General features: G+C 63.0%; 12 protein-coding genes, 2 tRNA genes and 1 pseudogene. 11 read left to right on the plus strand and 4 right to left on the minus strand.

Translation table 11 applies throughout. The annotated features are described in order from the left end of the window. Positions 1-35: 35 nt before the first annotated feature. Positions 36-932 (minus strand): NAD(P)-dependent oxidoreductase, encoded by an 897-nt coding sequence (locus M3B90_RS04505; RefSeq protein ID WP_070458210.1) that lies wholly within the window; start codon positions 930-932, stop codon positions 36-38. A 135-nt stretch (positions 933-1067) separates the two neighbouring features. Here M3B90_RS04505 and M3B90_RS04510 point away from each other — a divergent pair. Next, positions 1068-1141 (plus strand) — tRNA-Lys (locus tag M3B90_RS04510). Here M3B90_RS04510 and M3B90_RS04515 read toward each other — a convergent pair. Beyond that, a complete protein-coding gene (locus tag M3B90_RS04515) occupies positions 1107-1346 on the minus strand; it encodes a helix-turn-helix domain-containing protein (RefSeq protein WP_167346644.1) in 240 nt (79 codons plus the stop codon). The genes M3B90_RS04510 and M3B90_RS04515 overlap by 35 nt on opposite strands. Positions 1347-1522: 176 nt before the next feature. On the opposite strand from M3B90_RS04515, the gene M3B90_RS04520 reads away from it, so the two are divergent. From M3B90_RS04520 to M3B90_RS04560, 9 genes and pseudogenes are all read left to right on the plus strand, one after another. After that, entirely contained in the window at positions 1523-1756 is a 234-nt protein-coding gene (locus M3B90_RS04520) for a hypothetical protein (protein WP_259888830.1), read from the plus strand. A gap of 2670 nt (positions 1757-4426) precedes the next feature. Further along, positions 4427-5596: pseudogene (locus M3B90_RS04525) on the plus strand (IS3 family transposase). A 567-nt stretch (positions 5597-6163) separates the two neighbouring features. Next, on the plus strand, positions 6164-7288 hold the full coding sequence (gene ribD / locus M3B90_RS04530) for a bifunctional diaminohydroxyphosphoribosylaminopyrimidine deaminase/5-amino-6-(5-phosphoribosylamino)uracil reductase RibD (protein ID WP_070458807.1): 1125 nt from the start codon (positions 6164-6166) through the stop codon (positions 7286-7288). A 3-nt stretch (positions 7289-7291) separates the two neighbouring features. After that, positions 7292-7942: a riboflavin synthase gene (locus tag M3B90_RS04535; protein WP_070458213.1), complete on the plus strand. Its 651-nt coding sequence runs from the start codon at positions 7292-7294 to the stop codon at positions 7940-7942. After that, positions 7939-8574, plus strand: coding sequence for a 3,4-dihydroxy-2-butanone-4-phosphate synthase (gene ribB / locus M3B90_RS04540; RefSeq protein WP_259888831.1), 636 nt, complete (start codon positions 7939-7941; stop codon positions 8572-8574). Before M3B90_RS04535 ends, ribB begins: the two co-directional genes overlap by 4 nt. A 5-nt stretch (positions 8575-8579) precedes the next feature. Next, positions 8580-9227, plus strand: a complete 648-nt coding sequence (locus M3B90_RS04545; protein WP_259888842.1) for a GTP cyclohydrolase II — start codon at positions 8580-8582, stop codon at positions 9225-9227. A gap of 2 nt (positions 9228-9229) precedes the next feature. Continuing rightward, entirely contained in the window at positions 9230-9712 is a 483-nt protein-coding gene (ribH, locus tag M3B90_RS04550; RefSeq protein WP_259888832.1) for a 6,7-dimethyl-8-ribityllumazine synthase, read from the plus strand. A 91-nt stretch (positions 9713-9803) separates the two neighbouring features. Then, a tRNA-His gene (locus M3B90_RS04555) sits at positions 9804-9879 on the plus strand. Positions 9880-9950: 71 nt separating this feature from the next. Next, the gene (locus M3B90_RS04560) at positions 9951-10835 is read left to right on the plus strand and encodes a site-specific DNA-methyltransferase (protein ID WP_259888833.1); all 885 of its coding nucleotides are present in this window, start codon (positions 9951-9953) and stop codon (positions 10833-10835) included. On the opposite strand, the gene M3B90_RS04565 is transcribed toward M3B90_RS04560, so the two are convergent. Continuing rightward, complete coding sequence (locus M3B90_RS04565; RefSeq protein ID WP_259888834.1) at positions 10825-12093, minus strand: AGE family epimerase/isomerase; 1269 nt, start codon at positions 12091-12093, stop codon at positions 10825-10827. The two genes, M3B90_RS04560 and M3B90_RS04565, sit on opposite strands and share 11 nt — an antisense overlap. A gap of 44 nt (positions 12094-12137) precedes the next feature. Further along, positions 12138-12707: an oligoribonuclease gene (gene orn, locus M3B90_RS04570; RefSeq protein ID WP_259888843.1), complete on the minus strand. Its 570-nt coding sequence runs from the start codon at positions 12705-12707 to the stop codon at positions 12138-12140. A gap of 173 nt (positions 12708-12880) precedes the next feature. Between orn and M3B90_RS04575 the strand changes: the two genes are divergently transcribed. Then, the gene (locus tag M3B90_RS04575; RefSeq protein WP_055088467.1) at positions 12881-13510 is read left to right on the plus strand and encodes a superoxide dismutase; all 630 of its coding nucleotides are present in this window, start codon (positions 12881-12883) and stop codon (positions 13508-13510) included. Positions 13511-13534: the final 24 nt, after the last annotated feature.

Genomic DNA, 13534 nt, shown 5'->3' on the forward strand with positions numbered 1-13534 from the left:
GCTGACAGATGTCACGTGTCGGCGGGAGCGAGGTTTTACATGCGCGACCAGCCGAGGCTCGACGGCCCGATCGTTGGGCGCCATCCGGTTTCCCGCATAAATCGGATCGAAGAGACGCGCAGCGAGCGGCGTTGCACGTCCATTTTCGCGGGGAGAACGGCCTGCGTTGCGGCGGGGAAGAATTTTGCGTCCCCCTGCGCGCGCGCTTCGCGCCCGAGATCCTTTGCCCACCTCGCGCGTGTGATGGGCTCGCCTCCCACGTTGTAGAAACCGGAACGGGCATCGAGGGCCGCGAGAAAAGCACGTCCCGCGTCGATATGGTGCACGAGCGTGATGTAGTCGCTCGGCTTGCCGAGGAGCACCGCCTCGCCCTCGCGAGTCTTGCGAAGGGCGTAGGTTGTGCCGGGGTCGCGCCCATACAGCTGACCTAGACGCAGCACAACGGCGCTGCGCCCGCTTTCGGCGAAGTCGACGGCAGCGCGCATTTCGCATACTCGCGGCTTGAATGCCTGGTTTTTCACGGCAAGGGGATGCTCCTCACTGATCCACTTGTTCCCGTTATCGGGGTACATGAACATCGAGGATTCCTGAATGAGCTTCCTGACTCCGGCCCGTGCTGCCGCCTTTGCGATCGCGGCTGATGCTTCGAGGTGCAGGCGGTCATCTTCGCGCCAGGCGAACGGCCGGAGGGCACCCATGCCCGTGGGGATCTTCGCGAGCGTATTGATGACGACATCGTGGCCGCGAAAGGCGCGTTCGAGGTCATTGGCGGAGAAGACATCGGCGATGACGGCATGGGCCCCGCGACCTTCCACCACAGGGATGCCGCGCTCTCGGCGGGTCACGCCCGTGACCTCGTGGCCGGCTGCCACGAGTGCCTCGACAGCTTCTTGCCCGAGGACGCCTGTCGCACCCGTGACTGCGATCCGCACCGCTCAACTCCTTAGGCTCCGGCAATGACGTTCTTCCATAGTGTAGGCGGCGCCACTGAATGTGTGCTTCGGCATAAAACATCTTGATCGATTGGCGCGGGCGGCAGTGAGCGGCGTAGTGTATTTCTTCGTTAGGCGCCATTAGCTCAGTTGGTCAGAGCAACTGACTCTTAATCAGTGGGTCCGGGGTTCGAGTCCCTGATGGCGCACGACACGGAAGCCCCCGCTCGGAAGAGCGGGGGCTTCTTCATTGTTAACGGCAGCCATCCCATCGAAAATGATAGAGATCGGCACACCGAAGTATTCCGCCACCAGTGCCACCTCAGCCGCCTTCCAAGGTGAGTCGCCGCGCAACTTCATAAACACAGAGTTCTGCCCGATGCCAAGCACATCTGCTAGGTCGGCGTTCCTCATGCCGTGGAGTGCTACCAGTGCGCGAGTGGCCGCAGAAATTCGTTCGTCTACCGTTTGCTTTATGATTCCTACCTGATTCAGTGTCAACATACCCTCAGGGTGGGCGCTAACTGCATCGTTACCAATTTGTATTTAAGATGGTGCGAGATTACTAAAAATAGTAGTCCGCTGTCCTTATGACTACTAGTGCTCGAATTGCAGACATCCTGCTCACACAAAAGGGCTACCCCGGACTTTATGACTGGGCAATGGACCAAAGGCGTTCCGTTCGGCCTGCGACCTGGGACGAAGTCGCATTGTCCTTACGAGCCGCGACTGACGAAAATATTAACGTTCGCGGCCAAATGCTTCGCCGATGGGGTGAAGCTGCCGAGCAAGCGCGTGAGTCCGACGAGGGCTCGGCGCAGTAGGCGGTAGCGCGATGACTGACCAAGCGAGGTTTCGGGGAATCTTGGGCGGGCTAGCCGAAGACGGCTGGCACGGCGAAGCAGGTCCTGAGTTCGTGGAGCTCATCGGTGAAGTGCTTTCAGCTAAGTCTTCGACGCTCGAATGCAGTGGGGACTGCGTGAGCGAAGCGGTCTTGGTTGTGGCTGGCTGCGGTGGCGGTGATTTAGGGGTTTTCGCGGCGCGGTTGCTGGCGATGGATAACCCTCTCGGTTACGTGATTACGAGTGTCGCGACGAATCTTGATCGGGCTGCGGTTGAGGACGTGATGGGGGTTGGGTCTCGTCAGGTGGGGCCTGGAGTTGAGGCGGTGACACGGTTTTCGGAGCTGTCGCGTGCTGATGACGCTGACGGTTTTGACCATGTGCTGATGCAGGATGCGTGGGCTCGTGGTGTCGCGGGTGGCTCGGTTGCCACGTTTCAGTGGTGCTCATGGGCATCTGGGGGCGTGGGGATGCGGCGCGGAGTTCTTCGGCTTCGGCTTTCGTGGTGCCGGACTTGTTGCCGGCCTCGGCCTCGGCCTGGCGGACCCAGTTCGTCAGGCAGGAGAAGCTGGTGCCGAAGTCCTCGGCGATGTCCTTCAGGTGGGTGCCGTGCTCACGGTTCAGGGCGACACGGACGACGTCATCGCGGCCAGGTTAGTCGGGAAATAGCCTCGGCGGTATGCGCCTCCACAAAGGGCTATCGCCGCCCGACTACACACCTCGTTTGTTCACGAAATCCAAACCGATCTCCGAGAGCAACACGTTTGACCAACTCCCCATGCTTGGTCCTTAGAACTGGCCCGGAGTTCAGAGGAAGCTCACTTGAGATCTTGACCACACTAGAGTCGGCTGCTAGTTTGACTCAGGGGTGACCAACCGGTGCCTTCCGAAAAAGCCACAGGAGTACCGTAATGACGCAGGACTCACTGGACTATTCGAAAACCTACATCGCCTTTGATTCAGGGTGCGGGGAATGTAGCGCCATCTCTCACTCACTGGAGCAGGAAACCAACGGCAAACTCCTCGCACGACCTCTTTCCGACCCAGAGGTCGAACAGATCCGCATCAACCACTTCGGCCCAAACCCGCCACACATCCCCGTGGCGATCACGTTCAATCGTACTACCCCAAAGGTATACTCAGGCCCGCGGCTTGTTGCTCTCATGGCCCGCCGCTTTGGCCCGACTACGTCCCTTCTGTTGGCCCGAATTATCGGAGTTCACCGCAATAATGAACATCTAGCATTTACTACTCCTCATGCGGAGCGACGGTTCTTCAGTAGGCGCGCCGCGCTTCAAAGCGCAGCCGGGCTCGCGGCCGTCGCTACCATTGCAACCATCCATACACGGGTTGGCTCAGGGGTGGCGCATGCCCTCGAGCCGAAGCCGCTAAAGTCCAAGACTAGTGGTCTCGACCAGCCCAGCATCGACGAGCTGATGCAAGAGCTTTCGGAAGATAGCAACACAAGAGCTGCCCTCGCCGCACTTGACCTCGACCTGGCAACGAGTCTCCCGCGGAGCACAGCCATCGCTCAGAAGGGATTACGTGGTAAGGAGGCCACCGAGGCCGGGCAGCGTCCCGATGCGCCCGAAGCAATGCAATCGGAGTTCGCCCGGACAAGCTTCAGCGACGGCTCCCACCGGTCCGTCGCAGCCCTCCAGCTTCCCGACTCTCGGTTCCTCGTTTATACAAAAGAGACCGCCGAAGACGGCTCCACCGGAGTCGGCGTCGAAATATATAGGTATGACCAGGAAAACGACGCTCTCTCCCTTTCAGCCGCAAGTGTCAATGGTCGCGCGGAAAAGCCAATCCCAGCTGCCCAATTAGCTGCCACGTACGATGCTCACACAGCGAGAGCATCAAAGAAAGATCCTTGTGGCGGTTGCGCGAAGACGAACTATCAGGTGAGTGGATCCTGCCAGTCAAAGAACGTCATGCAGTGTCTGGAGCGAGCAGCAGGATGCGCTACATGCGCGGCACCATGCGCCTCATCTCCCACCGGCGCCGGTATCGCCCTCTGCCTAGCGTGCGCCTTCGCTTCATGCGGTCCCGCGTTGCGAGCATGCTGTTCAAAGTTTGGCGCCCCCAATGTCTGCGTTCCGTGCATGCGCCTTCCCTAACACGACGGCCCGAGAGATAGGAACCGCCATGATGAAAGACCGGTTAATCGGTGCGCTATTCGGCATATGCTTAGGCGTATCGAGTTCCATCGCAGTAAGTGATGCCTTCACTCAACAGACGCATGCTATTTGGTCCAGCATTGGGGCACTCGCAGTCCTTGTCGCGACCGGGGGCTTCGTGTTCAAGGCACGCAGTGCACACTCACAGCCGTCGCCGCCACGAGAGGCAGAACGCGGACCGAACCGCAGCACGCGCACTGCGGCAGAGCCCAACCGGGTCGACTCCTAGGGCCTCGGGCGGCTGAAAACGCCCCCGCGGCGGGTGCGCTGCCGATGCGATCACATTCGGCAGCGCACCCATCAACAGGCAGATGTAGCCGACGCACGAGCACCTCCCAACAACGTATGCACCAGGCTCTTCCTCGGCGCAGGAGTTTAAGCGCGATTTGAAAAGCAATCAGGAGGGACTGCTGCGCGGAAAGGTGACATCTGATCTGGCTTGCCCGCAGGGCGGCCTGGAACGATGTGCCCTATGCCCGCTCCCTACCCTCGAGAGTTCCGCGATGACGTCGTACGGGTGGCCCGGTCCCGTGAGGACGGCGTCACGCTCGCGCAGATCGCGAAGGACTTCGGAATCCACGAGATGGCGCTCCATAAATGGATCCGCCAGGCCGATATCGATGACGGCAACCGCCCCGGGAGGACCCGTGAGGACTCGACGGAACTGCGCGATCTCCGTCGCCGCAACCGGGTGCTGGAGCAGGAGAACGAGGTCCTCCGTCGAGCGGCCGCCTACCTGTCCCAGACGAATTTGCCGGGAAATGGTTCTAACCGCTCGTGAGCGAGCTCGCCGCTGACGGGATCCCCGTCGCGGTGTCCTTGCGGGTCCTGAACCTCTCCCGCCAGCCCTACTACCGCTGGCGAAACCGGCAGGTCACCGCCTCCGAGCTGACCGAGGCCTACCGGGCAAACGCTCTGTTCGACGCCCACCGGGACGATCCCGAGTTCGGATCCAGATTCCTAGTAGGGGAGGGGAGGCCCGCGCCGCGGGCGAAGTGATGTGCGAGAAAACCGCGTGGCGGATCTGCCGAGATAACCAGTGGTGGCCCGTGTTCGGGAAGAAGCGCGGTAAGAACAGGAAACGCCCAGGCCCGAGCGTGCACGACGATCTCGTCCAGCGGGACTTCACCGCAGGTGACGTCAACGAGCTCTGGCTGACCGACATCACCGAGCACTGGACCGACGAGGGCAAGCTCTACCTGTGCGCGATCAAAGACGAGTTCTTCGGGAGGATCGTGGGCTACTCGATCAGCGGCCGGATGAAGGCCCGTCTCGCGGTGAACGCCCTGAACAACGCGGTATCGCGCCGTTCCGATGCTGCTGGGTGCATCGTGCACGCGGACCGAGGATTCCAGTTCCGAGCGCGAAGCTTCGTGCACGCCCTGAACCGCCACCACCTCATCGGGTGGATGGGCAAAGTTGGTGCGGCCGGCGACAACGCAGCGATGGACTCCTTCTTCGCACTCCTGCAGAAAAACGTTCCGGACCGCAAGCGGTGGCGGACCCGCGAAGAACTCCGCATCGCAATCGGCACCTGGATCGAGAGAACGTACCACCCGCGCCGCCGACAAACGCGACTGGGCCGACTGCCCCCATCGAATACGAGACCATCATGAACCAGGCCGTGAGCCTCGCAGCCTGACACCACCATTGTCACCTAATCGTGCAGGAGTTCCCTTTGTCTGTGGGACTGAGTTTTGCGTACCACTCGGACACTTCCATGCTGCAGTGCAGTGTCCACGTCGTGCCATCACCATATTGCCCAAGATATATATCGTCAAAGGTGTAGCGTCACTCAGGCGGTCATCCGCTGCCGCCGGTGAAATCAACCTCGATAAGGTCGCCTGGTTTGGGACTCTTAATCAGTGGGTCCGGGGTTCGAATCCCTGATGGCGCACGACACGGAAACCTTCGCTTGAAAGAGCGGGGTTTTGTCGTTCCCGCCCGCATGCGCGCTAAACTGGTGGCGCATGTTCCGGGAACTCGGTGCAATTCCGAACTGGCGGTGAAAGCCCGCTAACCCGGGCGCGTTTCACTCCGTGGGGCGAGCCTTGGGCCTGACCGGTGGAATTCCGGTGCCGACAGTACAGTCTGGATGGGAGGTTCATGCGGGCGAAGCATGCCGCTTTTACGCGCCGTGCTCTCGCAGTTTTCCCTTCTCCCGGACCATCGATCGAGATGAGCGATGCGGGAGGCGAGGACCATGGGCATGAATCAGCCCCCTCACGACGCCGCGCGCGAAAGCGCCCTGCGTGAGGCGTGTGAGCGCGCACTCGAACAGGCGCGGCGCGGACCCCTCGGTGCCAATCCGCGCGTCGGCGCAGCGCTCCTCAGCCCCTCCGGGGAACTCCTTGCCACAGGCTTCCACCGAGGCGCCCGAACCCCGCATGCCGAAGCAGATGCCCTCGCGGTCGCCCGGGAACGTGGCCTCGATGTGCACGGCGCGACCTGCATCGTGACTCTTGAACCGTGCGCCCACGCGGGCCGTACGCCCTCGTGCGCGCGCACTCTCATCGACGCGGGCGTTGCGCGCGTGCTCTACGCCGTTCAAGACCCGCACGACATCGCCGCGAACGGGGGTGCTCTTCTTCGCGATGCCGGCATCAACGCCCGTCTGTGGAGTGACGCGTTGCCGGGTAGCGTCGGAGGGGACCTCACTGCCCGCGCAACGGAACTGAACCGCCGCTGGTTCCTCGCCACGCGCGAAGCGCGCCCGTTCGTGACCGCGAAAATTGCGCAAACCTTCGATGGCTACGTCGCAGCCGCCGATGGCACGAACGCCTGGATTACCGGAGAGGACGCCCGTGTGGAGGGACACGCGCTCCGCAGCACCGTGGACGCGATCGCCGTGGGCACGGGCACGGCCCTCGCCGATGACCCCGCACTTACCGCGCGAGATGCGCACGGCACGCTCGCTCAACGCCAACCGCGGCGAGTCGTGATTGGCGAGCGCCCGCTCGAGCCACACTCGCGGCTCGCGAAAGCCACACACGGCCCTGAACACGCACGCCCGCTTCTTTATCGCACGCGAGATATCCGCGCCGTGTTCGAAAACCTGCGCGCCGAACACGGGGTTGAGCACCTGCTTCTCGAAGGTGGCCCGCGTTTAATCTCCGCGGCGCTCACGCTCGATCTCGTCGACGACCTCTGGATCCACGAGGCCCCGACTTTGCTCGGTGCGGGCACACCTGCGGTCACGGGGCTCGGCATCGGGACCCTCGAGAACCGGCTTGACTTCGACATCGTTCCCGAATCACTCCATGTGAGCGGTTCAGATCTTCTCTTCCACGCGATCCCGCGTGCGCGGCAGCAAACTCCCACGAAAGGCGAGTGACCAATGTTTACAGGAATTATCAGCGCGAAGGGCACCGTCACGGGGCTTGAGAAAGGGGCGGACGACACGGCGCGCCTCACCCTGGAGGCGCCGGCGCCTCTGCTCGACGGCCTTGCGCTCGGCGGATCCCTCGCCGTGAACGGCGTGTGCCTGACGGCGATCGAAACGCCCGAAACCCAAGGCGAGGCGGCTCGATTCACCGCGATCGCCATGGGGGAGACCCTCGCACGCACGAGCCTCGGCGATCTCGCCGTTGGTAGCCGCGTGAATCTCGAGCGCTGCACCGAGGTCGGCGCCCGCCTCGACGGTCACATTGTGCAGGGGCACGTCGACGGCGTGGGAGTTGTTGCCCGCATCGACGATGAGGGAACGTGGTGGCGCATGCGCATCGAGATCCCCGACACCCTTGAAGAACAGGTCGCCGAAAAAGGCTCGATCACCCTCGATGGCGTTTCGCTCACCGTCACGGCCGTGAATACGCCGGGGGAGAGCCCCGCCTTTGTCGAGGTGGCCCTCATCCCCGAGACGCTCGAGGCTACGACGCTTGGCGAGGCAACCGTCGGAACCCGAGTGAACGTCGAGACCGACGTGATCGCCAAATACACGGCGCGGCTCGTGGCCGTGCGCGCCGCACGTGAGGAGCGCGCGAAATGAGCTTTGCGATTGACCTGACCCCGATGGAGGAGGCGCTTGACCTGCTGGCTGGCGGAGAGATCCTCGTGGTGCTCGACGACGAGAACCGTGAAAACGAAGGCGATCTCATCATGGCCGCCGAGCTCGCGAGCCCCGAGAAGGTCGGTTTCTTTGTGCGGCACAGCTCCGGGTACCTGTGTGCGCCCATGACGGCCGAGCGCGCCGCTTCTCTCGCGCTTCCCCTCATGGTTCCGAACAGTGAAGACCCGCTGCGCACGGCCTACACGATTAGCTGTGACGCTCGCGCAGTCGAGGCGACGGGCATCTCCGCAACGGATCGCGCGATTACAGCGCGCACCCTCGCGAACGGTAACGCCGAGGATCTCATCCGCCCCGGCCACGTTCTGCCCCTCATTGCGAAGGATGGCGGCGTGCGGGAGCGCCCCGGCCACACCGAGGCCGCTGTTGAACTCACGCGCCTTGCGGGCCTCACTCCCGTGGGGCTCATCGGCGAAGTTGTGTATGACGACGGCTCGATGATGCACGCGGAAGCTCTCGCGGATTTCGCGCGTGAGCATGGACTCGGGATTATCACGATCGAGCAGCTCACGGCATATCTCGAGGAGCGCGACGCGCGAGAGGCGGCCCGGTGAGCGAAATGCGCACGCCCGAAGGCGGGGTGACCGGCACCGCACCGATCGACCTGCCAACACCCCACGGCACGTTCGAGGTACGCGCGTGGCGAGGCCACGATGGTGAGCATATGAGCCTGCTCGCACGCGGCTCCGCATGGCCGGGGGAGGGGTCCGACGCTTCCCAGCCTCCCCTCGTGCGCGTGCACTCCGAGTGCGCGACGGGCGACATTTTCGGCTCGTACCGGTGCGATTGCGGTGAGCAACTGGAAGGAGCGCTCGAAGCGATCCAGCGCGAGGGCGGGGCCGTGATCTACATGCGTGGTCACGAAGGGCGAGGCATCGGCCTATTCGAGAAGATTCGCGCCTACCACCTGCAGGATCTTGGAGACGACACGGTTGAGGCGAATGTTCACCTCGGCCTGCCCGTCGATGCGCGCCGCTACGACGACGCCGCAGAGATCTTGCGCTGCCTCGGCATGGAGCGCGTAAGGCTTCTCACGAACAACCCCGAGAAGGACGGCGCCCTTGCGAAGCTCGGGGTCGAGGTTGCCGAGATCGTTCCGAGCGCGATCGCCCCACGCGAAGAAAATAGGCGCTACCTTGAGACCAAGCGCGAGAAAATGGCGCACCGCCTTGATCTCTCGCCCACGAGCACGACACCTGAGGAGTAGACATGGCCGGATACGGAATCCCTTCGACGGCACTCGGCACGAGCGACGCGGGACCCGCCACCATAGGAATCGCCGCCGCGAGCTGGCACACGGAAATCATGGATGCCCTGCTCGAGGGCGCGCGGCGCGCTGCCGCCGATGCGGGGTGTGAGGTGACTGAGCTGAGAGTGCCGGGCTCTTTTGAGCTTCCCGTCGCCGCGCAGGCCCTCGCGCGCACGTGTGACGTCGTTGTCGCGCTCGGCGTGGTCATTCGCGGCGAAACCCCGCACTTCGAATATATTTCGGCCGCGGCCACGGACGGTCTCGCGCGCGTGGCGCTCGACGAGTCGACCCCGGTTGGCAATGGCGTTCTCACGGTGAACACGCGTGAGCAGGCCGTCGCCCGTTCGGGTGTGGAGGGCGCGAGTGAAGACGCTGGCTATGCCGCCGCCGAGGCCGCCATTCGGACGTTCCGCGCGATTTCGCCGCTCGCGCACATGCGTTGAGACTCACATCCCTTTTGGGGCCTCTTGATTCGCGCAGAGCAGGGGCGGCCCGGTAGAGTGTTCATTCGTTGCGGGAGACCCCGCACAGATGGTGGTCGTAGCTCAGTAGGTAGAGCTCCTGGTTGTGGTCCAGGCGGTCGCGGGTTCAAATCCCGTCGATCACCCCAGTGAAGAGCCCCTCGATCGAGGGGCTCTTTTCATATCTACGTCTCGTGTGGTTTTCGCGAAATGGAGAGCAATGAGCGAACAACTTCGCCTCGTGGGCGATGAAGCACCGAGCAGCGTGGTGTGCGCCGATAACCTCGAGGTGCTTCGCACGCTGCCCGATGAATCGATCCAGCTCATTTACATCGATCCGCCGTTCAACACGGGCAGGCGGCAGCAACGCCAGTCCTTGCAAACGGTGCGCGCAGATGACGGTGCCGAAGGCTCGCGCGTAGGTTTCAAGGGGCGCAGCTACCGAAGCATCAAGGGCGCGCTGTACGGCTACGATGACGCATTCGAGGACTACTGGGAATTCCTCGAGCCGAGGCTCATCGAAGCCCGCCGCGTGCTCGCGCGCACCGGGACGCTGTACCTGCACCTCGACTACCGCGAGGCCCACTACGCGAAGGTTCTGCTCGATGCGCTCTTTGGGCGCGAATCCTTCCTCAACGAAATCATTTGGAGCTACGACTACGGGGCGCGCACGAAAAAGCGCTGGCCCGCGAAACACGACACGATCCTCGTGTACGTCAAGGACCCGAAGAACTACTACTACGACTCCGAGGGCGTGGATCGCGAGCCGTACATGGCACCCGGTCTCGTGACGAAGGAAAAGGCCGAACGAGGAAAGCTCCCCACCGACGTGTGGTGGCACACGATCGTCTCGCCCACGGGCCGCGAAAAAACCGGCTACGCGACCCAGAAACCCGAGGGGATTCTCCGCCGTATCGTGCAGGCGAGCAGCCGCGAGGGCGACTGGGTTCTCGACTTCTTTGCGGGCTCGGGCACAACGGCGGCGGTTGCGCACGCCCTGGGCCGACGGTTCCTCGCGGTTGATTCGAACCCTCAGGCCTTCGAGGTGATGCAGCGAAGGCTCGAGGGATCGAATACGCGTTTCGTGGAGCGCTTCAGGCCGTAGCGACGGCGTGGGCGAGCGGCGGCCACGCGGGAAAGCGCGGAATGAGCGTCACCTGGTAGGCGTGGTAGATGTCGGGCTGTCCCTTCCACGTTGTTTCGCTCAGCTCGCCGGCCGCTGAGAGTTCGTGGATCCAGCTTCCGAGGTTGCCGGGGACGATCGTGGTTGCCTTCGCCCAGTCCCACCACGCTTCGTAGCGCTCACCCCACGCGGCGTCCCCGCTCGCGCGAAGGAGCACCGCCGCCGCCCCGATGGCCTCGGCGATCACCCAGTGCATGCGCTCGTGCACGACCGGGGTGCCGTTCCAATCGACCGTGTAGGGGAAACCGCCATCGCCGTCGACGCCCCAAGTCTCGCACGCCTTTTCGGCGAGGGCGAGGGCGCCTTCGCGCAGAGTTGAGGCCCGATCGGTGGCCCGGGTGGCGTCGGAAAACTGCCCCTCGAACCCCGCTGCCGTGTGCAGTGCAAGGCGTGCCCACTCGAACGAGTGGCCGATTGTGGCGCCGTAGGGGCGGAAGGGGTGCGCGGGTTCCTCGCGGTTGTAGTCGGGGCGGGGCTCCCACTCGGGTGTGAAGTGCTCGGGGAGGAACCAGCCGTTGCCTTCGGCGAAGGCGAGTGCGTGCTCCACGATTGTCGCGGCGCGTTCGAAAAGATCGCGCCGGCCCGTTGCCGCCGAGGCCGCGAGGAGCCCCTCGACGCTGTGCATATTGGCGTTGATACCGCGGTAGTTTTCACACTCGGAGAAGTCTCGCGAGTAGGTGTCGGCAAACATCTCGTGTTCGGGCTCGAAGAACCGCGCGTGGGCCTCGAGTGCCGTCTCGAGAAGCTCCTCGGCGCCCGGAATCTTCGCCTCCACGAGGCTCGAGGCGGCAAGCACGACGAAGGCGTGAGCGTAAGCCTGTTTGGAGTCATCGACGGGCGTGCCGCTCTTTCGCGAAATGCTCGAGAAGAACCCGCCGTGTTCCGCGTCGTGGAAGGGGCCCGAGAGGGCCTTCAAACCGTGCGCGGCGAGCTCCGAGAAATTGTGCGCCGACTCGGTGCCACGGATGCTCGCGAGCGCGAAGCAGTGCGTCATGCGGCAGTTGATCCACAGCTCGAGATCGTGAGAGGGGTCGAGCTTGCCGTTCGAATCGAGCCAGCCGAAGCCGTGCTCCGTGCGCGAGGCAGCGCCCCACTCGAGGAGCGCGCGACCCACCTCCTCAAGCCACGCGTCGTGCTCGGGGCTCGCGTGCGCCGAATCGAGAAGCAGGGATGGTGCCATGGTGGGAACTCCTTTGTTCAGGTCGTGGGGCGTGTGGTGCGATTTTATTCGGGGGCGATCTCGAACTTTTTCGAGGCCGCTTGTGCTTCTTCGCTCGTGGGGCCGGGATCCTTGACGAAGAGGACCTCGCGGTAATACTTGAGCTCCTGGATCGACTCGCGGATATCGGCGAGCGCGCGGTGGCCGCCGTGCTTCTCCGGAGTGTTGAAGAAGACGCGAGGGAACCAGCGCTTCGCGAGTTCCTTGAGGCTCGACACATCGATCGTGCGGTAGCTCATGAACTGGGCGAACTCAGGAAGATCCCGGTCGAGGAAAGCGCGGTCGGTTCCCACCGAGTTGCCCGCGAGAGGTGCCTTACCCGGCTCGGGGCAATGCTCTTTGACGTAAGCGAGGCATGCCTCTTCGGCTTCGGTGAGCGTGATTCCGCCTTCGAGCTCCTTTAGTAGGCCCGAAGTCGTGTGCATGTTACGCACGAAATCATCCATCGACTCGAGCGCGCCGGCCGGTGGTTTGATGACGACATCCACACCGTCGCCGAGGATTTCGAGATCCCCGTCGGTCACGAGAACCGCGACCTCGATCAGGGCGTCATTCGCCTTGTCGAGACCGGTCATCTCGCAGTCCACCCAGATGATGCGATCGTTTGCTGGTTTTGTCGTTGTTGAACTCACGCCTTCTATCTTAAGCCCGAGTTCACACTGAACGCCCAAAGGCACTCGATAGGGTTTGGGCTGTGCGCATGCTTTCCGCATGCCCCGCACGTCAGTGTCGAAGAAAGGTGGCCATCATGGCTGAATACACTCTTCCCGATCTCGGATACGACTACGCCGCTCTCGAGCCCTCGATCTCGGGCCGCATTATGGAGCTGCATCACGACAAGCATCACCAGACCTACGTCAACGGTGCCAACCAGGCGCTCGAGAAGCTCGCCGAGGCTCGCGACAAGGACGACTTCGGCACGATCAACCAGCTTCAGAAGAACCTCGCGTTCAACCTCGCTGGTCACGTGAACCACACGATTTTCTGGGAGAACCTCTCGCCCGAGGGTGGCGACAAGCCCGAAGGTGAGCTTGCTCAGGCTGTGGAGGAATTCTTCGGCTCGTTCGATGGCCTCCGCGCGCAGTTCACCGCTGCTGCGCTCGGCATCCAGGGCTCCGGCTGGGCAATCCTCGCGTGGGATTCGCTCGGCCAAAAGCTCATCATCGAGCAGCTTTACGATCACCAGGGCAACCTTGCCGCCGCGACCGTTCCGCTGCTCCTCCTCGATATGTGGGAGCACGCCTTCTACCTCGACTACCAGAACGTGAAGGCCGACTACGTGAAGGCCTTCTGGAACATCGTTGACTGGGCCGATGTTGCCGAGCGTTTCTCGCGCGCAACCTCGCAGACGAAGGGCCTCATCACCCCCGTGGCCTGATTACCGTTTCCTTAGAGGTGGGGG

Origin of the sequence: Dermabacter sp. p3-SID358 (assembly GCF_025147465.1) — a bacterium.
Lineage (GTDB): Bacteria > Actinomycetota > Actinomycetes > Actinomycetales > Dermabacteraceae > Dermabacter.

Coding starts and splice junctions, on each gene's coding strand:
- ribB (WP_259888831.1), top strand. CDS start 7,939: ATGAGCTTTGCGATTGACCTGACCCCGATGGAGGAGGCGCTTGACCTG.
- M3B90_RS04545 (WP_259888842.1), top strand. CDS start 8,580: ATGCGCACGCCCGAAGGCGGGGTGACCGGCACCGCACCGATCGACCTG.
- M3B90_RS04515 (WP_167346644.1), bottom strand. CDS start 1,346: ATGAGGAACGCCGACCTAGCAGATGTGCTTGGCATCGGGCAGAACTCT.
- M3B90_RS04560 (WP_259888833.1), top strand. CDS start 9,951: ATGAGCGAACAACTTCGCCTCGTGGGCGATGAAGCACCGAGCAGCGTG.
- M3B90_RS04575 (WP_055088467.1), top strand. CDS start 12,881: ATGGCTGAATACACTCTTCCCGATCTCGGATACGACTACGCCGCTCTC.
- M3B90_RS04520 (WP_259888830.1), top strand. CDS start 1,523: ATGACTACTAGTGCTCGAATTGCAGACATCCTGCTCACACAAAAGGGC.
- ribH (WP_259888832.1), top strand. CDS start 9,230: ATGGCCGGATACGGAATCCCTTCGACGGCACTCGGCACGAGCGACGCG.
- orn (WP_259888843.1), bottom strand. CDS start 12,707: ATGACCGGTCTCGACAAGGCGAATGACGCCCTGATCGAGGTCGCGGTT.
- M3B90_RS04535 (WP_070458213.1), top strand. CDS start 7,292: ATGTTTACAGGAATTATCAGCGCGAAGGGCACCGTCACGGGGCTTGAG.
- M3B90_RS04565 (WP_259888834.1), bottom strand. CDS start 12,093: ATGGCACCATCCCTGCTTCTCGATTCGGCGCACGCGAGCCCCGAGCAC.
- ribD (WP_070458807.1), top strand. CDS start 6,164: ATGAATCAGCCCCCTCACGACGCCGCGCGCGAAAGCGCCCTGCGTGAG.